At 60.1% G+C, this 19,197-nt stretch carries 20 protein-coding genes; 9 read left to right on the top strand and 11 right to left on the bottom strand.

Annotation, left to right across the window (positions count from 1 at the left end; translation table 11 throughout):
- Nucleotides 1-67 precede the first annotated feature (67 nt).
- The 4 genes from F3J41_RS18325 to xseA all read right to left on the bottom strand — a co-directional run bounded on the left by F3J41_RS18325 (nt 68) and on the right by xseA (nt 3,185).
- Complete coding sequence (locus F3J41_RS18325) at nt 68-250, bottom strand: general stress protein (protein ID WP_071813581.1); 183 nt, start codon at nt 248-250, stop codon at nt 68-70.
- 102 nt (nt 251-352) lie between these two features.
- Nucleotides 353-682, bottom strand: coding sequence for a protealysin inhibitor emfourin (locus tag F3J41_RS18320; protein WP_058775657.1), 330 nt, complete (start codon nt 680-682; stop codon nt 353-355).
- Nucleotides 679-1,692, bottom strand: coding sequence for a M4 family metallopeptidase (locus tag F3J41_RS18315; protein ID WP_166711993.1), 1,014 nt, complete (start codon nt 1,690-1,692; stop codon nt 679-681). The genes F3J41_RS18320 and F3J41_RS18315 overlap by 4 nt, the downstream gene beginning before the upstream one ends.
- Before the next feature lie 125 nt (nt 1,693-1,817).
- Complete coding sequence (gene xseA / locus F3J41_RS18310; protein ID WP_166711991.1) at nt 1,818-3,185, bottom strand: exodeoxyribonuclease VII large subunit; 1,368 nt, start codon at nt 3,183-3,185, stop codon at nt 1,818-1,820.
- A gap of 168 nt (nt 3,186-3,353) precedes the next feature.
- Between xseA and guaB the strand changes: the two genes are divergently transcribed.
- Nucleotides 3,354-4,820 (top strand): IMP dehydrogenase, encoded by a 1,467-nt coding sequence (guaB, locus tag F3J41_RS18305; RefSeq protein ID WP_021506568.1) that lies wholly within the window; start codon nt 3,354-3,356, stop codon nt 4,818-4,820.
- 72 nt (nt 4,821-4,892) lie between these two features.
- A complete protein-coding gene (gene guaA / locus F3J41_RS18300) occupies nt 4,893-6,473 on the top strand; it encodes a glutamine-hydrolyzing GMP synthase (RefSeq protein ID WP_021506569.1) in 1,581 nt (526 codons plus the stop codon).
- A 113-nt stretch (nt 6,474-6,586) separates the two neighbouring features.
- On the opposite strand, the gene F3J41_RS18295 is transcribed toward guaA, so the two are convergent.
- Nucleotides 6,587-7,498 carry a LysR family transcriptional regulator gene (locus F3J41_RS18295; RefSeq protein ID WP_166711989.1) on the bottom strand — a complete coding sequence of 304 codons (912 nt, stop codon included), beginning with the start codon at nt 7,496-7,498 and terminating at the stop codon, nt 6,587-6,589.
- Nucleotides 7,499-7,593: 95 nt separating this feature from the next.
- Here F3J41_RS18295 and F3J41_RS18290 point away from each other — a divergent pair, with 95 nt between their 5' ends.
- The 3 genes from F3J41_RS18290 to F3J41_RS18280 all read left to right on the top strand — a co-directional run bounded on the left by F3J41_RS18290 (nt 7,594) and on the right by F3J41_RS18280 (nt 9,472).
- Nucleotides 7,594-8,037 (top strand): ester cyclase, encoded by a 444-nt coding sequence (locus F3J41_RS18290; RefSeq protein WP_127834436.1) that lies wholly within the window; start codon nt 7,594-7,596, stop codon nt 8,035-8,037.
- Between the two features lie 20 nt (nt 8,038-8,057).
- A complete protein-coding gene (locus F3J41_RS18285) occupies nt 8,058-8,978 on the top strand; it encodes an NADP-dependent oxidoreductase (protein ID WP_166711987.1) in 921 nt (306 codons plus the stop codon).
- A 125-nt stretch (nt 8,979-9,103) separates the two neighbouring features.
- Entirely contained in the window at nt 9,104-9,472 is a 369-nt protein-coding gene (locus F3J41_RS18280; RefSeq protein WP_058770842.1) for a hypothetical protein, read from the top strand.
- A gap of 6 nt (nt 9,473-9,478) precedes the next feature.
- On the opposite strand, the gene F3J41_RS18275 is transcribed toward F3J41_RS18280, so the two are convergent.
- Nucleotides 9,479-10,387 (bottom strand): LysR family transcriptional regulator, encoded by a 909-nt coding sequence (locus tag F3J41_RS18275; protein ID WP_031279408.1) that lies wholly within the window; start codon nt 10,385-10,387, stop codon nt 9,479-9,481.
- Between the two features lie 139 nt (nt 10,388-10,526).
- On the opposite strand from F3J41_RS18275, the gene F3J41_RS18270 reads away from it, so the two are divergent.
- The 4 genes from F3J41_RS18270 to F3J41_RS18255 all read left to right on the top strand — a co-directional run bounded on the left by F3J41_RS18270 (nt 10,527) and on the right by F3J41_RS18255 (nt 14,759).
- A complete protein-coding gene (locus F3J41_RS18270; RefSeq protein ID WP_166711985.1) occupies nt 10,527-11,843 on the top strand; it encodes an amidohydrolase family protein in 1,317 nt (438 codons plus the stop codon).
- A 53-nt stretch (nt 11,844-11,896) separates the two neighbouring features.
- On the top strand, nt 11,897-13,084 hold the full coding sequence (locus F3J41_RS23500; protein ID WP_072209959.1) for an arabinose transporter: 1,188 nt from the start codon (nt 11,897-11,899) through the stop codon (nt 13,082-13,084).
- A 10-nt stretch (nt 13,085-13,094) separates the two neighbouring features.
- The gene (locus F3J41_RS18260; protein WP_166711983.1) at nt 13,095-13,859 is read left to right on the top strand and encodes an SDR family NAD(P)-dependent oxidoreductase; all 765 of its coding nucleotides are present in this window, start codon (nt 13,095-13,097) and stop codon (nt 13,857-13,859) included.
- Between the two features lie 123 nt (nt 13,860-13,982).
- Nucleotides 13,983-14,759, top strand: coding sequence for a DUF3750 domain-containing protein (locus F3J41_RS18255; RefSeq protein ID WP_021506578.1), 777 nt, complete (start codon nt 13,983-13,985; stop codon nt 14,757-14,759).
- Between the two features lie 54 nt (nt 14,760-14,813).
- Here the strand turns inward: F3J41_RS18255 and F3J41_RS18250 are convergent, their stop codons facing one another.
- From F3J41_RS18250 to ppx, 5 genes are all read right to left on the bottom strand, one after another.
- Nucleotides 14,814-14,993 carry a hypothetical protein gene (locus F3J41_RS18250; protein ID WP_010617609.1) on the bottom strand — a complete coding sequence of 60 codons (180 nt, stop codon included), beginning with the start codon at nt 14,991-14,993 and terminating at the stop codon, nt 14,814-14,816.
- Between the two features lie 47 nt (nt 14,994-15,040).
- The gene (mgtE, locus tag F3J41_RS18245; RefSeq protein WP_021506579.1) at nt 15,041-16,477 is read right to left on the bottom strand and encodes a magnesium transporter; all 1,437 of its coding nucleotides are present in this window, start codon (nt 16,475-16,477) and stop codon (nt 15,041-15,043) included.
- 124 nt (nt 16,478-16,601) lie between these two features.
- The gene (locus tag F3J41_RS18240) at nt 16,602-16,787 is read right to left on the bottom strand and encodes a YfgG family protein (RefSeq protein ID WP_022548292.1); all 186 of its coding nucleotides are present in this window, start codon (nt 16,785-16,787) and stop codon (nt 16,602-16,604) included.
- A gap of 259 nt (nt 16,788-17,046) precedes the next feature.
- The gene (gene tehB, locus F3J41_RS18235; protein ID WP_132464747.1) at nt 17,047-17,646 is read right to left on the bottom strand and encodes a tellurite resistance methyltransferase TehB; all 600 of its coding nucleotides are present in this window, start codon (nt 17,644-17,646) and stop codon (nt 17,047-17,049) included.
- Nucleotides 17,647-17,673: 27 nt separating this feature from the next.
- A complete protein-coding gene (ppx, locus tag F3J41_RS18230) occupies nt 17,674-19,197 on the bottom strand; it encodes an exopolyphosphatase (RefSeq protein ID WP_021506582.1) in 1,524 nt (507 codons plus the stop codon).

Here is a 19,197-nt window from a genome sequence, read left to right as displayed (position 1 = left end):
CGACATCATGATGTCGGCCTTTTTTATTTACCGTCCGTGGCGTACTCCTTCCTGTAAGGATCCTTACTTACTTCTGCTTAGAGGGGCGACGGCTTTTTTGACCTCCTTTTCTTCCAGCTTCCCTGGCTCTCTCAGGATCGTTCCTGAAATTGCCCCCACTGACTTTGCCGCCCGCGCTACCGGCTTCCCTGGCGCGCTCCGGGTCCTCTGCAAAGTTCCCGGCACCGCCTCGTTGCTTGGTTTGTGTCATAGCAGAGACCTCATCTAAGGGTATTTTCTTTGATGTGGACTAGCTAGCCACGTTATCCAGTATAGTCAGTTAGTTACGGCGATGCAGTGGGAACTGTGTAAGTTATTCTTCGCCATCGCGCCACAGCGTCTGCAGTTCAGGAGGCGCAACGTTTTCCGGAATCAGGATCACAATCGTTCCGGCTTCGCGGTGGGTCGCGTAGCTTATCTGGATACGGAAATAGCGCTGGTCGCCACGCCCGATGCTGGCGGCCTGTTCCTCCGGCTCGCCGAGCGGCAGCGCCCGCTCCAGCACGTTGCACACGCGCTGCTTCTGCGGTTCCGGCAGCTGCGCCAGCGCAAATCGCCGCTCGCTGCGCAGGCCGGGGATAAATGCAATGCCGCCTTCACGCGCCAGCTCAATGATGGCGTCATCGGTCAGCTGAATATTCACCTTACACCTACCTCGTGCCACGCGGACTGGATCGCCTGTGCCACCGTATTATCAAAACGTTTTGCGGCATGCTGTACGGTAAAGCGCGCAAAGGTGCTGAAGTCGGCATCCTGCGGCAGTTCCTTATCGCACAGCGTGTCGTACCATGCCTGACCGGCCCGTTCCCAGGCAAAGCCGCCCAGCGCGGTCGCCGCCAGATAGAAGGCGCGATTGGGAATGCCGGAGTTAAGATGTACGCCGCCGTTGTCTTCGCGCGTGTCGATATAGTGATCCATATCGGCCGGCTGCGGATCTTTGCCAAGCAGCGGATCGTCATAGGCGGTACCGGGCGCAGACATCGAGCGCAGGCCACTGCCCTTAATACCCGCCGCCAGCAGCCCTTCGCCGATGATCCAGTCGGCCTGGTCGGCGCTTTGCTTAAGGTGATACTGCTTCACCAGCGAGCCGAACACATCGGACATCGATTCGTTGAGCGCACCTGCCTGCTGGAAGTAAATCAGCCCGGCTTCGGTTTCGGTCACGCCGTGCGTCAGCTCGTGCGCGACCACATCAATGGCAATGGTAAAGCGATTGAAGATCTCACCGTCGCCGTCGCCAAATACCATCTGCTGGCCATTCCAGAAGGCGTTCTGGTACTCCTTGCCGTAATGCACGGTGCCATTCAGTTTCAGGCCTTTGTTGTCCAGCGAGTTGCGCTGATAGATCTGCCAGTAGAAATCATAGGTGATGCCGAGATAGTTCCACGCTTCGTCGGCGGCGACGTCACCGTTACCGGGCTGGCCTTCCTCACGGATCAGGGTGCCAGGCAGATTTTGCGTATTACCCGCATCGTAGATAGCACGCAAAACACTGCCGGGCTGCGCGGTGCTGGCTGCGCTGGCGGTATGAGGATGTTCCGCCATCAGCTGTTGCACGTGAGTGAGGGTGCGCCGAGCGTAATCCTGCTGTGCGCCGGAACAGTTATCGATGATGTTTCGCAGAATATACGGAGGAATAACGCTGTAAGGCATGTCGGACTCCCTGACGGATGGGTATGTCAGAAAGTATAGACCCGCTTATCAATCGCGCGCCGCTGCGTCTGCAGCCCGCGCGATTTACGGGGGGTTATCAACCATTTATGCGGCTGAAAAGATTATCACGCCTTACGGCTGCGCGTCTTCTGCGGTTGTAACGCCGTCACCTGACTCTCCACCCAGCCATCATTCAGCCGGGTACGCAGCAGATCGCCGGCATGCAGCTGACGGGTCTTTTTCACCACCTGGCCCTGAGCATCGGTGGTGACGCTAAAGCCGCGCGCCAGCGTCGCCAGCGGACTTACGCCTTCCAGCTGTGCTGCCAGCGTACCAAAACGCTGCCGGCTGTGATTGAGCTGTTTTTCCATGCCCTGCTGCAGCCGGTAGTGCCACTGCTGTAACTGCTGCTGAGCGCGCAGAATACGTCCCTGCGGCTGCTGGGATTGCAGGCGCTGCAGCAGGCGATCCTGCTGGCGATGCGCCAGGCGCAACCGCTGATCGGCCGCTTCCTGCAGACGGCGCTGCAGCTGAATCAGCGTGGTTTGCTGCCGTGCCAGGCGCAGCTGCGGATGCTGTTGTTGCAGACGATGCTGCAGCCGGGTGAAGCGGCGTTGCTGCTGCGCCACGTAATAATCCATCGCCATCTCCATGCGCTGCTGCTGAGACTGCAAACGGCGCAGCAGCTCGATCTGGTTGCGGCTCACCAGTTCGGCAGCGGCAGAAGGCGTCGGCGCGCGCAGATCGGCAACAAAGTCGGCGATGGTGACATCGGTTTCATGCCCAACGGCGCTGACGATTGGCAGGCGGCTGGCAAAGATGGCCCGCGCCACGCGCTCGTCGTTGAAGCTCCACAGATCTTCCAGTGAACCGCCGCCGCGCCCGACGATCAGCACGTCGCACTCGTCACGCTGGTTGGCCAGCTCGATGGCGCGCACGATGGCGGCGGGCGCATCAACGCCTTGCACTGCGGTCGGATAGATCACCACCGGCAGCGAGGGATCGCGGCGATGCAGCACGCGCAGCACATCGTGCAATGCCGCGCCGGTGGCGGAGGTGATCACACCCACCTGGCGCGCCGGCTCCGGCAGCGGCTGTTTAAACTGCTGGTCGAACAGCCCTTCCGCCGCCAGCCGGGCTTTCAGCTGCTCAAACTGTTGCTGCAGCAGCCCTTCACCGGCCGGATGCATGCTTTCGATAATCAGCTGATAGTCGCCGCGCGGCTCATACAGCGTGATGCTGGCGCGCACCAGCACCTGCTGACCGTGCTGCGGGCGAAAGCTGACGCGTCGATTGCTGTTGCGGAACATGGCACAGCGCACCTGCGCGCCATCGTCCTTCAGGGTGAAGTACCAGTGACCGGAAGCGGGCTGAGTGAAATTGGAAATTTCAGCGCTGAGCCACACCAGGCCCATCTCATTTTCCAGCAGTTGGCGCACCGTGGTGTTCAGGCGGCTGACAGTAAAAATATTGGCGGTTGGCGGTAGCGACATGTGATGAGGATCAAATTTCAAATCAGAGGGTTAATTAACCGATACTACATGCCTGCCCCGGAGGATCAAGACTTTTTCCGAAAAAACACTGGAGGCAACCGATTTCGGCCTGTATAATGCCGCGGCAATATTTTATCTGTTTTAAACGCCCCAGGTGGAGATATTGCAATGTTAAGAATCGCGAAAGAAGCCCTCACATTTGACGACGTCCTGCTCGTTCCCGCTCACTCCACTGTTTTACCCAACACGGCCGATCTCAGCACCCAGCTGACCAAAAACATCCGTCTTAACATTCCTATGCTGTCTGCAGCGATGGACACCGTGACCGAAGCCGGTCTGGCGATTGCGCTGGCGCAGGAAGGCGGTCTGGGCTTTATCCACAAAAACATGTCGATTGAGCGCCAGGCGGATGAAGTTCGCAAGGTGAAAAAACACGAAAGCGGCGTCGTAACGGAGCCACAGACCGTGCTGCCAACCACCACGCTGGCCGAGGTGAAAGAGCTGACCGAACGTAACGGCTTCGCCGGTTATCCGGTGGTTAACGCCGACAACGAGCTGGTGGGCATCATTACCGGTCGTGACGTGCGCTTCGTGACCGATATGACGCTGCCGGTGACCGCGGTCATGACGCCGAAAGAGCGCCTGGTGACGGTGAAAGAGGGTGAAGCGCGTGAAGTCGTGCTGCAGAAAATGCACGAAAAACGCGTCGAGAAAGCGCTGGTTGTTGACGACAGCTTCCACCTGCTGGGCATGATTACCGTTAAAGATTTCCAGAAAGCCGAGCGTAAACCTAACGCCTGTAAAGATGCGCAGGGTCGTCTGCGCGTCGGTGCCGCAGTAGGTGCCGGTGCCGGCAACGAAGAGCGCGTTGATGCGCTGGTCGCTGCGGGCGTTGACGTACTGCTGATCGACTCCTCGCACGGCCACTCCGAAGGCGTGCTGCAGCGTATCCGTGAAACCCGCGCAAAATATCCAGACCTCGAAATCATCGGCGGCAATGTGGCGACCGGTGCAGGCGCACTGGCGCTGGCTAATGCGGGCGTGAGCGCGGTGAAAGTGGGCATCGGCCCGGGCTCTATCTGTACTACCCGTATCGTTACCGGCGTTGGCGTACCGCAGATCACGGCGGTATCCGACGCGGTTGAAGCGCTGGAAGGTACCGGTATTCCGGTCATCGCTGACGGCGGTATCCGTTTCTCTGGCGACATCGCCAAAGCTATCGCCGCGGGTGCGTCGGCGGTAATGGTTGGCTCCATGCTGGCCGGTACCGAAGAATCTCCGGGCGAAATCGAGCTCTACCAGGGCCGTGCGTTCAAATCCTACCGCGGGATGGGTTCACTGGGCGCGATGTCCAAAGGCTCGTCTGACCGTTACTTCCAGAGCGATAACGCCGCCGACAAACTGGTGCCGGAAGGTATCGAAGGGCGCGTTGCCTATAAAGGCCGCCTGAAAGAGATCGTGCACCAGCAGATGGGCGGCCTGCGCTCCTGCATGGGCCTGACCGGTTGCCCGACTATCGACGATCTGCGTACCAAAGCCGAGTTCGTGCGCATCAGCGGCGCCGGCATTAACGAAAGCCACGTACACGATGTGACCATCACCAAAGAGTCACCGAACTACCGCATGGGTTCATAATCCCGTAAGATTTCCCGCCCGGCTCCAGCCGGGCGCTTTTATTATTAAGTCCATCCCAATGGAAACGCCTCAATGACGACTGAAAATATTCATAAACATCGTATTTTGATCCTCGATTTTGGTTCTCAGTATACGCAGCTGGTCGCGCGCCGCGTGCGTGAGCTGGGCGTCTACTGCGAACTCTGGGCGTGGGATGTCACCGAAGAGCAAATCCGCCAGTTCAACCCGAACGGCATCATCCTGTCCGGTGGCCCGGAAAGCACCACCGAGCACAACAGCCCGCGCGCGCCGGAATATGTGTTCAACGCTGGTGTGCCGGTGCTGGGCGTGTGCTATGGCATGCAGACCATGGCGATGCAGCTGGGCGGTAAGGTTGAAGGCTCGAACGAGCGTGAATTTGGTTACGCGCAGGTTGAAGTGACAACCCCGAGCGCGCTGGTGCGTGATATCGAAGATGCCATCAGCGCGGCGGGCAAACCGCTGCTAGACGTGTGGATGAGCCACGGTGACAAAGTCACGGCGATCCCGGCAGACTTCGTGACGGTTGCCAGCACCGAAAGCTGCCCGTTTGCCATCATGGCCAACGAAGAGAAGCGTTTCTACGGCGTGCAGTTCCACCCGGAAGTGACGCACACCCGTCAGGGCCTGCGCATGCTGGAGCGTTTTGTGCGCGACATCTGCGGCTGTGAAGCGCTGTGGACGCCAGCCAAAATCATCGAAGATGCGGTAGAGCGCATCCGTGAGCAGGTAGGTGAAGACCGCGTGATTCTCGGCCTGTCCGGCGGCGTGGACTCGTCCGTGACCGCGATGCTGCTGCACCGCGCGATTGGCGAGCGCCTGACCTGTGTGTTCGTTGATAACGGACTGCTGCGTCTGAATGAAGCTGAGCAGGTGATGGACATGTTCGGCGACCACTTTGGTCTGAACATCGTGCACGTTGCGGCAGAAGGGCGCTTCCTCGACGCGCTGGCGGGCGAGAACGACCCGGAAGCCAAACGTAAGATCATCGGCCGCGTGTTCGTGGAAGTGTTCGACGAAGAAGCACTGAAGCTGACCGACGTGAAATGGCTGGCGCAGGGCACCATCTATCCGGACGTGATTGAGTCGGCGGCTTCAGCTACCGGTAAAGCGCACGTGATCAAATCGCACCACAACGTGGGCGGTCTGCCGAAAGAGATGAAGATGGGCCTGGTTGAGCCGCTGAAAGAGCTGTTCAAAGATGAAGTGCGTAAAATCGGTCTGGAACTCGGCCTGCCTTACGACATGCTGTACCGCCATCCCTTCCCGGGCCCGGGTCTGGGCGTGCGCGTACTGGGTGAAGTGAAGAAAGAGTACTGCGACCTGCTGCGCCGTGCCGATGCCATCTTTATCGAAGAGCTGCGCAAAGCCGATCTGTACAACAAAGTCAGCCAGGCCTTTACCGTGTTCCTGCCGGTGCGCTCCGTCGGCGTGATGGGTGATGGCCGTAAATACGACTGGGTAGTTTCCCTGCGTGCTGTCGAAACCATCGACTTCATGACGGCCCACTGGGCGCACCTGCCGTACGACTTCCTCGGCCGCGTCTCCAACCGCATCATCAACGAAGTGAACGGCATTTCACGCGTGGTTTATGATATTTCAGGTAAACCGCCTGCGACGATTGAGTGGGAGTAACGCCCGCACTGGCAACCGCCAGCACCTGAAGCCTCAAAGCCCGCGTAACTGCGGGCTTTTTTATCCTGCCATCTTTCGCATCGCCCGATCAGCGCAGAATTCAGATACAGCGCCTACAGCCGCGCCGCCTGTTGTTCAATAAATTCCCTGAACCACTGCTGGGCGGGATGCGCGTCGCTGCGCCGGTGCCAGATCAGGTTGAACACCATTTCGGGCAACGACACCGGTGGAGGGAACAGCACCAGCTGGCGACTGGCCTGCGCATGCAGCGCCACGCGCTTCATCACGGTCGCCGTCATGTGGGTTTGCGCCACGATAGACGGCACCGTAAACATCTGCTGGACCGTCAGCCCCAGCCGGCGCTTTTTACCCTGCTGCGCCAGCACCTGATCAACCAGGCCGTACAGTTCACCTTCCGGCGAGACCAGAATATGCGGCAGCGCCAGGTAGCTCTCCATGTCCATGCCGCGTCTGGCCGCCGGATGGTTGCTGGTGACGATGGTGACGAATTCATCGCGCAATACTGGCCGGGAGATGATGCGGCTATCGCTGTGGGTGGGCAGGACGCCGATGGCGACATCAATCGCGCCGGCATCTAACAAATCGACCGCGTGATCGCGGTTGGTAAACGCCTGCACATTCAATGATACGCCGGGGGCGGCGTCCTGTAGCGCCTGCATTAACGAAGGCAGCAACACGAAAGCCGGATACTCCGACACGCCCAGTTTGAAGTTTATTTGCGCTTTTTCCGCTGCAAACGCGGGCTTTGCCACCAGCGTCGCTTCGAGCTGGCGCAACGCCCCGGCGATGGGGCCGGACAGATCGCGCGCACGCGCGGTCGGCAGTAAACCCTCCGCGCTGCGCATGAACAGCGGGTCACCGAACAGGGTGCGTAACCGTGACAAAGCGGCACTCATCGCCGGCTGGCTGACGCCCACCTGGGTTGCCGCCCGCGTGACGTTGCGCTCGTTCATCAGCGCGTCAAAAGCCACTAACAGATTGAGATCGATGCCATGAAAATCCATACGGCAAATAATCACTCATATTGAATATTTGTTGGACGAATTGTAGGGCGCTGCGCAAAATTCCACAACCAACCCTCACCTGAAAGTGAATAACGATGAATCCAGCAGCAGAATACGTACAACGGCTGAAAATTGAACGACAGGCGGTAGAGACGCTCTATCAGGCCTTCAGCGACAACAACCCCGATCTGGTCGATAGCGTGCTGGCACCGTCATGGGAAGACATTCCGCTGGCGCCAGGACAAGTTGCCGGACCGGAAGGCATCAAGCCGATCATTCGCATGCTGGCGCAGGCTTTTCCGGACGTGCAGATCGTGGTGCATGACATGATTCAGGAGCCTGGCCGCATCGCGGCGCGGGCGGAAATCAGCGGCACCCATCTCGGCGAAATTTTCGGTATCGCGCCGACTGGTAAGAAAGTGAGCTTCCGTCTGCATGAGTTCCATGCGCTGGAGGACGGCCGTCTGATCACCACCTGGCACATGGAGGATTGGTTTGGCCTGTTCCTCCAGCTTGGCCAGTTTCCGCCACAAGCCTGAATCAGACCGGAGAGTTGATAATGAAAGCAGCATTGATTGATACGTTTGGCACCGCCGATGTGCTGACGATTGGCGAACGTCAACTTCGCGCCGCCAGTCCGGATGAGGTGACGGTGCAGGTTGAAGCGGCGAGCGTTAACCCGCTGGATGTGAAAATCATCTCAGGGCACATGCAGCAGGTTTTCCCGGTGGACCTGCCTTACGTGCCGGGCATGGATTTCTGCGGCGTGATTACAGCAGCTGGCGAGCGCGTGAGCCATTTAAAACCGGGCGATCGCGTGTTCGGGCGCACGCCACCGGGTGCCGGCGGGGCTTTTGCCCAAAGCCTGGTAATCGCCGCCGATGACGTATGCCTTGTCCCGGCAGCGATGAGCGCCGAACAGGCCGCGGCGCTGCCTACCGCGTTTGGCTCCGCGCAGCAGGCGCTGTTCGATGTGGGCCAGCTGCAGCGTGGCGAGCGCGTGCTGATTCACGCCGCAGCGGGTGGCGTCGGCAGCATGGCGGTTCAGCTGGCGCATCAGGCGGGCGCTTATGTCATCGCCACGGCGTCGGCGAAAAACCACGCGCTGGTGACCAGTCTGGGCGCCGATGAGGTGATTGATTATCGTACTGAGGACTTCACGGCCACGCGCGATATCGACCTGGTGATTGATAGCGTCGGCGGCGAAACGCTGAGCCGCTCCTGGTCCGTGCTGCGCGCCGGCGGGCGCATTGCCACGCTGGTGGAGTTCGGCATCACGCCTGCCAGCGGCCAGCACGGCGAGTTTGTCTTCTTCGCCAGCGCGACGCCGTATCTTGCCCGGGCGAGCAGCCTGTTCCAGGCCGGGCAGTTACAGGTCATCACCGAAGCTATCTTTTCGCTGGATGATGCACGCTCCGCACTGGAGAAGGTGGCGACCGGCCATGCGCGCGGCAAAGTGATTATCCGCGCCAATCCTTAACGCCTGGCGTCATGTCGCAGTAAAAACGCGCCCGCTACCCCGCGGGCGTTTGTTTACCGGTCTGTCGCAGGGGATAAGGATGTGTTAATAATCTGGCGTTAACGGCAGAGGCTTCAGGAGGAAACGTGCTGTTTAATTTCAGAGCCGCGGGCAAGCGCGCACCACCTGGCAAACGCCCGCTGACATCCATCATCATTCTTTATCTTGTGATGCTGTGCGGTACGGCTTTTCTCGCGTTTCTGCCGCTGATCTGCGCGATGGGCGCCGGATATGTCGCCAGTCTGGCGGGCTGCCAGCTGGACGAAGGCAACGTGCATCCCTGTTACATCCTGGGAGAAGATCGCGGCCAGTTGCTGTATGAATTAGGCGTCATGGGCTGGTTCCTGCTCGGCACCATTCCCATGGGTGGGATACTGTTTTTACTCGCGACGCTCACCTTCATCGTTCAGCTGGTGGGCTATTACCGGCAAACACGCGCTGAGGGTAATCGGTAATTTGCGTCAGCTCTGTTCCGCACAAATCTCCAGGCAAAACCCGAGAAATGCCTCCACCGCCGCCGGGGCCAGACGGCGCGAAGGTCGGGTGATAAACAGCGGATAGGTTTCGTCAGGCCAGTCGGGAAAAAGTTCGACCAGTTCACCGCTGGCGATCAGATGTTGCACGCTCAGCGCCAGCACCTGGGCCACGCCGGCACCGCCGACGCACGCCTGTACCATTAAATCCGGATCGGTGGTGGTCAGATGGCCGTGGGTGGCGACCGTCAGCCGCTGCGTGCCACGATGAAACTCCCAGCTAAAGGGCTTATTGCTGCGCGGATCGATGTATTGCAGACAATTGTGCTCAGTCAGCTGCTGCGGCTGCGTCGGGCGACCACAGCGTACCAGATAGTCCGGGGCGGCCACCGTCAGGACGCGCGTTTGTAACAGCAGGCGTGAGGTCATGGTGGACGGCGGCTGCGGCCCGAAACGCACCGCAACATCAATACCTTCTGCCACCAGATCGCCCACATCGGGCTGCTGCAAAATCGTCAGTTCCAGATGCGGATAACGGGCACGCAGCAGCGGCAGCTTTGCCGCCAGCACATAGCGGGAAAACAGCGGATTGAGGCTCACGCGCAGCGTACCGCGCACCGTCACGGCGGCGCCGGAGACGTAGTTTGCTGCTTCTTCAATCCCTTCCAGATGCGGCGCCGCCCGCTCATACAGGCTGGCGCCTTCGCTGGTGAGATGCAGGGTGCGGGTGGTGCGATCCAGCAGACGCACGCCGAGACGCTGTTCCAGTCGCGAAATCGCCCGGCTGACGCCCGAGGCGGACAACCCCAGCACTTCGCCGGCGCGGCTGAAGCTGCCGGCTTCAACCACGGCTGCCAGCACGCTCATGCCGGATAATAGTCGGCCATCAAAACTCATCCTGTTCTCCATCTTTGATTTTTAGCAAAGATCATTTGCCTGAGCCTACCTTTATCAAAAATGCGCTGCAACTTATTGTGTGCCCCGAAACGCGACCGGCACTGACCGCCGGATTCTGATCCCTTTTGAGGAGAATGTTATGACTGTACGGCGCACCCTTTTTAAAGGCGGCACTATCCTGACGCTGGACGCCAGCGTGCCCGACCTCGTCTGTGGCGATGTGCTGATTGAGGACGATCGTATTGCCGCCGTGGGGGAAAACCTTTCCGCCGATGATGCGCAGGTGATTGATGCCCGCGGCCATATCGTGATGCCGGGCCTGGTGGATGCGCATCACCATATGTGGCTCGGTGCGATGCGCCGCCTGATGCCCAACGTTGACGACCTGTTTGCCTATATCGATGTGGTGGCAGAAACGCTCGGCGCGCATTACCGTCCGCTGGATATGTACCTCAGCACCCGGCTGACGGCGCTGGCTTGCCTGGATGCCGGCATCACCACGGTGATTGATGCCTGCCACAGTTCACGCAGTCCGGCGCATACCGATGCGGCGCTCGACGCGCTGCAGGAGAGCGGGATTCGTGCGCTGCACATGGTTGGCGCAGCAATGGATAAGCAGGCTTCCAGCGATCATCTGCCGGGCGATCTGGCCCGTCTCGCCAGCCGCTGGAACCACGCCGGCAGTCGCGTACAGGTTGGCCTGTTTGGCCAGCTCAATCTGGCGTGGTGGCGCGTGGCGCGCGAGCTGGATATGCGCATTCTCACCGAGTTTATTGGTGACCTGGCGCAGCTGCCGGCGGAGTTTGCCGAAGCCGGCTTGCTGGGTCCGCACAACATTTTCAACCACTGTACGCGCGTACCGGCGCACACCTGGCAGCAGCTGGCGGACGCGGGCGTCAACATTACCGTGAATCCGCGTTCGGATGCACTGTTTGGTTTCGACGACGACAGCTTTGCCTGGCAGCAGGCGGTCGATCGCGGAATGACGCCGGCGCTCGGTATCGATCTTGATACCGCCTTCGGCAGCGATCTGTTCGGTGAAATGCAGGCGCTGTTTAACCAGCAGCGCTCAGCGATGCGCTATCGCCGCTTCCGGGGCGAAAGCGACGTACCGGCACCGATTAGCGTGGAAGCCGTACTGCAGTCGGCAACGATTAACGGCGCGCGTGCGGCCGGGCTGGAGCAGCAAACGGGCACGCTGACGCCAGGTAAACAGGCCGACGTTATTATGCTGCGCACCGATGGTATCGGCGTTTTCCCGCTGACCAGCGTGACGGCAACGGTGGTGCAGGCGGTGCAACGCGCCGATGTTGATACCGTGATGGTGGCGGGTGAACTGCGTAAACGTCATGGTCAGTTGCTCAACGTCGATGTGGCACAGCTGAACGCGGAAATTACCGCCTCGCGCGACTATCTGCTGAATGCCAGCGGCTATCACCATCCTTTGTTTGCCTGATTTTCCGCAGCGCGGCGGCCTGCCGCGCTGTCTGTTCATTTATGGAGGCTGTTATGTCTGCATTAAGCGCGCAGGCTGAAGCTGCGCATTTGTCGCGACCAGCGACCGGCGTGATTGCCGCGCTGTTTTGCGGTTATCTGGCGGTCGGCTTGCCGCTGCCGGTAATCCCGCTGTTTATCCATCAGCATCTCGGTTTCAGCAACCTGTGGGTCGGGCTGGTGATCGGGATACAGTTTGTTGCCACCGTGCTGACGCGCGGTTACGCCGGTCAACTGACCGATCGCGTTGGCGGTAAGCGCTCGGCGCTGCAGGGCGCGGCGGTGTGTGCGCTGGCTGGCGTGCTCTACTGGCTGGCCGCGCTGCCGGGCTTTTCACCGGCGGTCAGTCTGGCGCTGGTGATTGCCGGACGGCTGGCGGCGGGCATGGGCGAAAGCCAGTTCGTCACCGGCTGCGTGGCCTGGTCAATCGCCTCGGTCGGGCCACAGCGTGCCGGTCTGTCGATGTCCTGGACCGGCATCGCCATGTTTGCCGCGCTGTCGCTCGGTGCCCCTGCCGGTATGATGCTGTATCAGCACGTCGGCTTAGCGGCGGCGATGCTGGCCTGCATCGCGGCTCCGCTGCTGGCAGCGCTCATCGCCACGGCTGCCAGCGGTTATCGCGTGGTCGGAGGGACACGTTTGCCGTTCTATCGGGTGATTGGCCGCATCTGGCGTGAAGGCTGTGGCCTGATGCTGCAGGGCGTCGGACTGGCCGGCCTGACGGCCTTCGCCTCGCTCTACTTCGCCGCGCGCCACTGGCAGCTGGCCGGCTGGGTGATGACCGCGTTTGGCATTGGTTTTATCGCCGTGCGCCTGGTGCTGGGACATCTGCCGGATCGCATTGGTGGCTACCGCGTGGCGGCTTATTCACTGCTGGTGGAGGCGCTGGGGCAGATGCTGCTGTGGTTTGCGCCTGACGAAACCCTGGCGCTCACCGGCGCGCTGATTACCGGTCTTGGCTGTGCGCTGATCTTTCCCGCCCTCGGCGTGGAAGCGCTGAAGCGCGTGCCGCCGGCCAGTCGCGGCAGCGCCATGGGCGCCTTCGTTGCTTTTCTCGACATCGCTTATGGTATTTCCGGACCGATTGCCGGTGCCATCGCCAGCCACTTCAGCTATGCCGCCGTCTATCTGTTTGGTGCGGCCTGTGCACTGCTCGGGGCGCTGCTGGCGCTGACATCGCGCGCCGCTTCACTTCACGCTTAAGGAGTTTTCCATGTCACGTATTTTTATTTCCGGTTCATCCACCGGCCTCGGACTGATAGCGGCTGAACTGCTGGTTGAGCAGGGCCATCAGGTGGTGCTGCACGGACGCAACGCCACGCGTGCCCGCGCCGCGCAGGAGGCGCTACCGCAGGCTGAAGCCGTGGTCAGCGGCGACGTGATAACCATCGCCGGCGCCCTCAGTGTGGCGCAGCAGGTTAATGCGCTCGGCAGATTTGATGCGGTGATCCACAACGTAGCGGTTGGCTATCGCGAGCCTTATCAGTTAACCGCAGATGGCCTGCCGCATCTGTTCGCCATCAACACGCTGGCACCCTATATTCTTACGGCGCTGATTGAACGGCCGCAGCGGCTGATTTACCTCAGCTCCGGCATGCATCATCATGCCGAAGCTAACCTGGATGATATTTTGTGGCAGCGGCGGCGCTGGCACGCTTCGCAGGCTTATGCTGAGAGTAAACTGCATGATGCCATACTGGCGTTTGCCATCGCCCGGCGCTGGCCGCAGGTATACAGCAACGCGCTGGAGCCAGGCTGGGTGCCGACCAAAATGGGCGGTGCCGGGGCACCCGACGATCTTGATCAGGCGCATCGTACCCAGGTGTGGTTAGCCACCGCCGATGAGGCGCGGGTCAGCGGAGAGTACTTTTATCACCGTCAGGCGCTGGCGGCTAATCCGCAGTCGCGCAATCCACGGCTGCAGCAGCAGTTGCTGGCGATATGCGCCGATATCAGCGGTATCGCCCTGCCTGACTAAGGAAAAATCAGCTGACCGGGCACCGCAACGCATTTTTTGTCCACCGCATAGTTGGTGAATACAGACGCTACCGTTTCGGCGCATCATGGCGGGAGCGTTTTTTCACCACCGGGATGCCCATGCATGTTGCCTGTTAAAGCTGTTTTACTCTCTTTTCTCTGTGTGGTGTTACTGTCGCTGGCGGCCAGCCTGGCGCAGGCGACGCGCAGCGGTGAGTTCACCACCGAACGCGGCGGCTGGGCGACGGCGCGGCGTGATTCGGCCGGGCTGGCACCGGATCCGCAGCGCTTCGCCAGTGAGGCGATTGTGCAGGTGTATGCCGCGCCGACCTACGGCTGGAAAGGCGCGGTGGCCGTGCATCCGTGGATTATCTTTAAGCGCGCCGGAGAAACCCGCTACAACCGTTATGAGGTGATCAGCTGGGGCAGCGGCGATAAAGTGCGGCGCAACAGCAATCTGCCGGACGGCTACTGGTACGGTGCGCGTCCGCGTTTGCTGGTGTCACATCGCGGTGCGGCTGCGCAGGCGATGATCCCGCAGATTGAAGCGGCAATTCAATCCTATCCGTGGCCCAACACCTATCATGCATGGCCGGGCCCCAACAGCAACACCTTCCTCGCTCACATTGGCCGTGAAGTGCCGGCGCTGAAGCTCGATTTGCCCGCCAATGCCATCGGTAAGGATTTCCGTTCGCTGCTGCATCCGCTTGGCCTGCCGCCATCCGGGCGCGGCGTGCAGCTGTCGCTGCTCGGCGTGCTGGGCGTCACGTTGGGTGCGGAAGAAGGCGTGGAGGTGAATCTGCTGGGACTGAATCTGGGGCTGGATTTCACCCCGCTGCGTCTGCGGCTGCCGTTTATCGGCGGGGTAGGGCAGGATAATTTACAGAAGGATAAGCCCTGAGACAGCGCCGCGCCGCGACAGCATCGGTTCGCGGGCGGCGCGGGCTCGCAGCCGTTAACAGACGCCGAAATCCCCGTCTTCATGATAGAGATTGACGCTGTCGGCCTTCACCTCGATCTCTTTTTTGATCGGATCGTCAACGCGGGCGCACCACAGCGTATCGCCCGCAACGCGCAGCACCTGCATTTTTGGACCACCGGTTTTCGCCTGCACAAAATCATCCACGTTAAACATCACTGCTCTCCAGCTGATTAGGGATCAACGCTGATTGTAGCTGCGCTTTAGTGGCCGTGCAGCAGAAACAGCGTGGCCAGACCGAGGAAGATAAAGAAGCCGCCGGTATCGGTGATGGCGGTGATCAGCACGCTGGAGCCGACCGCCGGGTCGCGTTTGAGTTTGGTCATAATCAGCGGAATCAGCACGCCCATCAGCGCCGCCAGCAGCAGATTCAGCACCATCGCCAGCATCATCACGCCGCCCAGTTGCAGGTTGTCGTACATCAGCCAGGTCACGCCGCCCATGATGCCGCCCCAGAACAGGCCGTTAAGCAGCGCCACGCCGAGTTCACGCGCAATCAGAAACGAAAAGTTGCCGGGTTCAACCTGATGCAGCGCCAGCGCGCGCACGATCATGGTGATGGTCTGATTGCCGGTGTTACCGCCAATGCCGGCGACAATCGGCATCAGCGTGGCCAGCGCCACCAGCTGCGAAATGGTGTCCTCAAACAGGCCGATGACGCGCGAGGCGATAAACGCCGTACACAGGTTGACGGCCAGCCAGGTCCAGCGCTTTCTTACCGCTTTGCGCACCGGTGCAAACACGTCTTCACCCTGGCTGATGCCGCCCATCTTACGGATGTTGCTTTCGTTCTCTTCGTTCACCAGGTCAATCACATCTTCCACGGTGATACGGCCAATCAGCTTGCCTTTGGCATCGGTCACCGCAGCAGAGATCAGGTTATAGCGTTCGAAGGCGCTGGCGGCCTCTTCCGCTTTGTCATCCAGCTGGAAAGTGGTGGGGCGCGCGTTCATCACCTCAGCCACCAGCGTTTTAGGCTTGTTGAGCAGGATATCGGTCAGCGCCAGTTCACCCAGCAGCTGATTGTGTTCGTCGGTGATGAAGATTTTATCGGTGCCGTCCGGCATGCTTTTGCGCTTGCGCAGAAAGCGTTGCACCGTCGCCAGCGTCACGTCTGAGCGCACGGTCAGGATATTGAAGTCCATCACCTGGCCGACGCGATCGCGATCCAGCTCAATCACGTCCAGCAGCCGGGCGCGCAGGCTGGGATCGAGCGTGGTGAGCAGGCGGCCGGTGAGATCGCGCGGCAGATAACGCGCCAGATAGACCTGATCGTCAATATCCAGCGGCTCGATGGCGCGCAGGATTTCGCGGTCGGTCATCTCTTCCGTCAGGCTGGCCCATACGGTTTCGGAGGCCTCCACCAGCACGCGACCGCGCTGCTCGTAGGGCACCAGCCGCCACAGCGCCAGACGCTCCTCTTCCGGCAGCGCTTCGAGAATGTCCGCAAGGTCGGCCGCGTGCAGCTGCGGCAGTTCATGCTCCAGCTGCTGACGCCAGCCGGTGATTTTGCGCAGTTCGGCGGCGTTGAGGTCGACGGATTTATCCAGCAGCACATCGACTAAATCGTGCTCGCTGAGCAGAAGGTGCAGAATTCGCTGGCGGGTTTCTGATAGTTGTTGTGCGTGCGAAGCAGACATAACGCGTCCTTTGTGTCTGTAAAGTCAGGTCAAAGTGTAGCGCGTTGCGGGTAAAGTGGGCGTAACAAGCAGCATTGCCGCGGCGGACAATGTGATGGCAGAGCGACGATGACCCGCAAATTCCTTAGCGCGTCTCGCTGGTGCTCAGTGTGACCGGTTCAGGTGCGGCTTTCTTTTGCTGATGATGCTCGATGGCACCGGGGATAATGAAAATCAGACGGCCAACCAAAATAAAGAAACTGATCAGCAAAACAATGCGGGTCATGGTACCGGTTTTGGGACGTCTTCGTGCAGAGATGGCGCTATTCACGCGGGGTGGTTCCTGTCAAAGCCCGGCTGGGCGGTGGCAACATTTAGTCACAACCCGACCGGGAGGTCAACCGCTGCGTGAAAAATGAGCAGAAAAGGTTAAGGTTGCTTTGATCGATATCAGCCGCCGGGCGAAGCGTGCGTCATCGACTCTGCAGGGGCGTGATTGATGACGACCGAAACTCGCATACTTTCACCAACCGCACTAATCCGTTGTAGGGTCGCCATTGATGGCGACCGGACCATCTTGTTGCCAGACATCAGTAGCTGGCTTTCTGCGCCAGCAGGGTAGCGAAGCGATACTTAATGCGCTGGCCGTGTTCATCGCGGCGATGCAGTTCACCGACCTCTTCGTTGTACTTCACGATGTGCCAGTTACGGTAATAATGGCTCAGCTCGCCCGATTTAAAGGTAAACGGGAAGTTTTGCGTGTTGGGATAATCGTCGGTGCTCATCGCCGCCACAATCAGGTTGTAACCGTACTTGCGCGTGCTGGCCTGCATATCGGCGATCAGCTGCGGGATGGTCGCCGGCTGCAGGAACATCATCACCACGGTAGAAAACACAAACTGATAATCACCGTTGAAGCGCACCTGATTCAGGTCGCACTGTTCGGTATGTATCTGCTGCAGTTGCTCTTCCGCGATGATGCTGTTAAGGCGTTCCAGACTCTGCGGATTGTTGTCCCAGGCGGTAACAGTAAAACCGTGCTGATTAAGCAGCAGGCTGTTGCGGCCCTGGCCGCAGCCGAGGTCCAGCGCATTACCCACTTCCAGTTTTGGCAGCGCGGCCAGCACTTCGGAGTGGGGCGGCGTCAGGCCGTATTTCTCCGCAAAATAGTTATCGGGGCGTGTTGTCATAGTGCTATTGCGGGCCTGAAGCCCGCGTTACTCCTCTTCCAGCATCAATTTCCAGCCGGTGACGTCATTCCAGTAAGCCTGCTCCCGCTCCAGATCCAGCTGAACCAGCGTGTTCTGACTGAGGAAACCGGCCGGGAAGGTCAGCGTCCAGTGACCATCGTCGGTGCTCAGCTTCAGCGTGTCGGGGCGCGTGGTGGCCTGACGCTGATTGTTCAGCAGGGTGCCGAGCCGCAGCAGGAAGATCATCGGCAGGAACTGTTTCTTTTTAAACAAGGTGAAACGCGGCATCTCATCCTGCTTCACCGCTTTACGGTGGAAGCGTACCAGCGTGGCCAGCAGCATCTGTTGATCCTGATTAAAGCCCGGCATATTGGAGTTCTGCAGGATGTAGGCCGAATGGCGCTGCATACCGCTGTGGTTGATGGTCAGCCCGACTTCATGCAGCAGCGCTGCCCACTTCATCAGCGCCGTCAGCTGGGGATTGGCCAGCTTCGGATTCTGCTCCAGCCACTGGCTGTACAGCTGTTCGGTGGTTTCCAGCACGCGGCGTGCCTGGTCGCTGTCGATGGCATAATGATTTGCCAGGCTCTGCGCGGTACGGCTGCGGATATCCTGATGGCGGAAGCGGCCCTCCATCTCATACAGCACGCCTTCACGCAGCGCGCCATCCGATAGGCGCAGCTCGCGAATGGCCAGCGCGTCAAACACGCCACACAGAATCGCCAGCCCCGGCACAAACACCGCCTTGCGCTCATCCGACAGCCCCGGCAGGCTCAGGGCAGCAAAGGATTTGTGCTTCAGCACTTCGCTCACCAGCATGTCGAGGTTTTCCGGCGTCACGCGCTTCTCTTTCTCGCCCATCGCCAGCAGCACCTCACAGGCCGCTTTGATACTGCCGGACGCGCCCAGCGCATACTGCCAGCCCTGCAGACGGTATTGCCACGCCAGCGTTTCCAGCTTTTGCGCGGCGGCCAGCCGGGCGCGGCGGAAATTCTCCTGGCTAATCTCGCCTTTCGGGAAGTAGAGGTTGGCGAAGCTGACGCAGCCCATGCGGCGACTCTCCACCAGCTGCGGCTCAAAATCTTCGCCGATCACCAGCTCGGTTGAACCGCCGCCGATATCAATCACCAGCTTGCGGCCTTTCTCCGGCTGCGTGTGCTCAACGCCCATAAAGATCAGGCGCGCCTCTTCATTGCCGGAAATCACCTCGATCGGATAAGGGATGACCTCCGCGGCGCGCTGCAGAAACTCTTCCGCGTTGGATGCGATGCGCAGCGTGTGCGTACCGACGATGGTGACGTTGGCGGCGCTGAACCCCTGCAGGCGCTCGGCAAACAGCGCCAGGCAGCTCAGGCCGCGCTCCATCGCTTCTTCGCTCAGGCGATTTTGCGCATCCAGCCCGTCGGCGAGGTGCACGCGCTGTTTCAGGCGTCCCAGCACCTGCATGGCGCCATCCACCACACGGGCAATCACCATGTGGAAGCTGTTCGAGCCGAGATCGATGGCGGCGAATTCCTGCGGTTTCGGCGTACTTTTATGGGAGATTGGCAT

This window comes from Pantoea sp. Ap-870 (genome assembly GCF_011752515.1).
GTDB lineage: Bacteria > Pseudomonadota > Gammaproteobacteria > Enterobacterales > Enterobacteriaceae > Pantoea > Pantoea dispersa.
The sequence above is the reverse complement of the archived record's forward strand: the minus strand, read 5'-3'. Positions and strand labels throughout refer to the sequence as shown.

Coding starts and splice junctions, on each gene's coding strand:
- xseA (WP_166711991.1), bottom strand. CDS start 3,185: ATGTCGCTACCGCCAACCGCCAATATTTTTACTGTCAGCCGCCTGAAC.
- guaB (WP_021506568.1), top strand. CDS start 3,354: ATGTTAAGAATCGCGAAAGAAGCCCTCACATTTGACGACGTCCTGCTC.
- guaA (WP_021506569.1), top strand. CDS start 4,893: ATGACGACTGAAAATATTCATAAACATCGTATTTTGATCCTCGATTTT.
- F3J41_RS18255 (WP_021506578.1), top strand. CDS start 13,983: ATGTTGCCTGTTAAAGCTGTTTTACTCTCTTTTCTCTGTGTGGTGTTA.
- F3J41_RS18270 (WP_166711985.1), top strand. CDS start 10,527: ATGACTGTACGGCGCACCCTTTTTAAAGGCGGCACTATCCTGACGCTG.
- F3J41_RS18325 (WP_071813581.1), bottom strand. CDS start 250: ATGACACAAACCAAGCAACGAGGCGGTGCCGGGAACTTTGCAGAGGAC.
- F3J41_RS18250 (WP_010617609.1), bottom strand. CDS start 14,993: ATGTTTAACGTGGATGATTTTGTGCAGGCGAAAACCGGTGGTCCAAAA.
- tehB (WP_132464747.1), bottom strand. CDS start 17,646: ATGACAACACGCCCCGATAACTATTTTGCGGAGAAATACGGCCTGACG.
- F3J41_RS18295 (WP_166711989.1), bottom strand. CDS start 7,498: ATGGATTTTCATGGCATCGATCTCAATCTGTTAGTGGCTTTTGACGCG.
- F3J41_RS18285 (WP_166711987.1), top strand. CDS start 8,058: ATGAAAGCAGCATTGATTGATACGTTTGGCACCGCCGATGTGCTGACG.
- ppx (WP_021506582.1), bottom strand. CDS start 19,197: ATGCCAATCTCCCATAAAAGTACGCCGAAACCGCAGGAATTCGCCGCC.
- F3J41_RS18275 (WP_031279408.1), bottom strand. CDS start 10,387: ATGAGTTTTGATGGCCGACTATTATCCGGCATGAGCGTGCTGGCAGCC.
- mgtE (WP_021506579.1), bottom strand. CDS start 16,477: ATGTCTGCTTCGCACGCACAACAACTATCAGAAACCCGCCAGCGAATT.
- F3J41_RS18260 (WP_166711983.1), top strand. CDS start 13,095: ATGTCACGTATTTTTATTTCCGGTTCATCCACCGGCCTCGGACTGATA.
- F3J41_RS23500 (WP_072209959.1), top strand. CDS start 11,897: ATGTCTGCATTAAGCGCGCAGGCTGAAGCTGCGCATTTGTCGCGACCA.
- F3J41_RS18290 (WP_127834436.1), top strand. CDS start 7,594: ATGAATCCAGCAGCAGAATACGTACAACGGCTGAAAATTGAACGACAG.
- F3J41_RS18315 (WP_166711993.1), bottom strand. CDS start 1,692: ATGCCTTACAGCGTTATTCCTCCGTATATTCTGCGAAACATCATCGAT.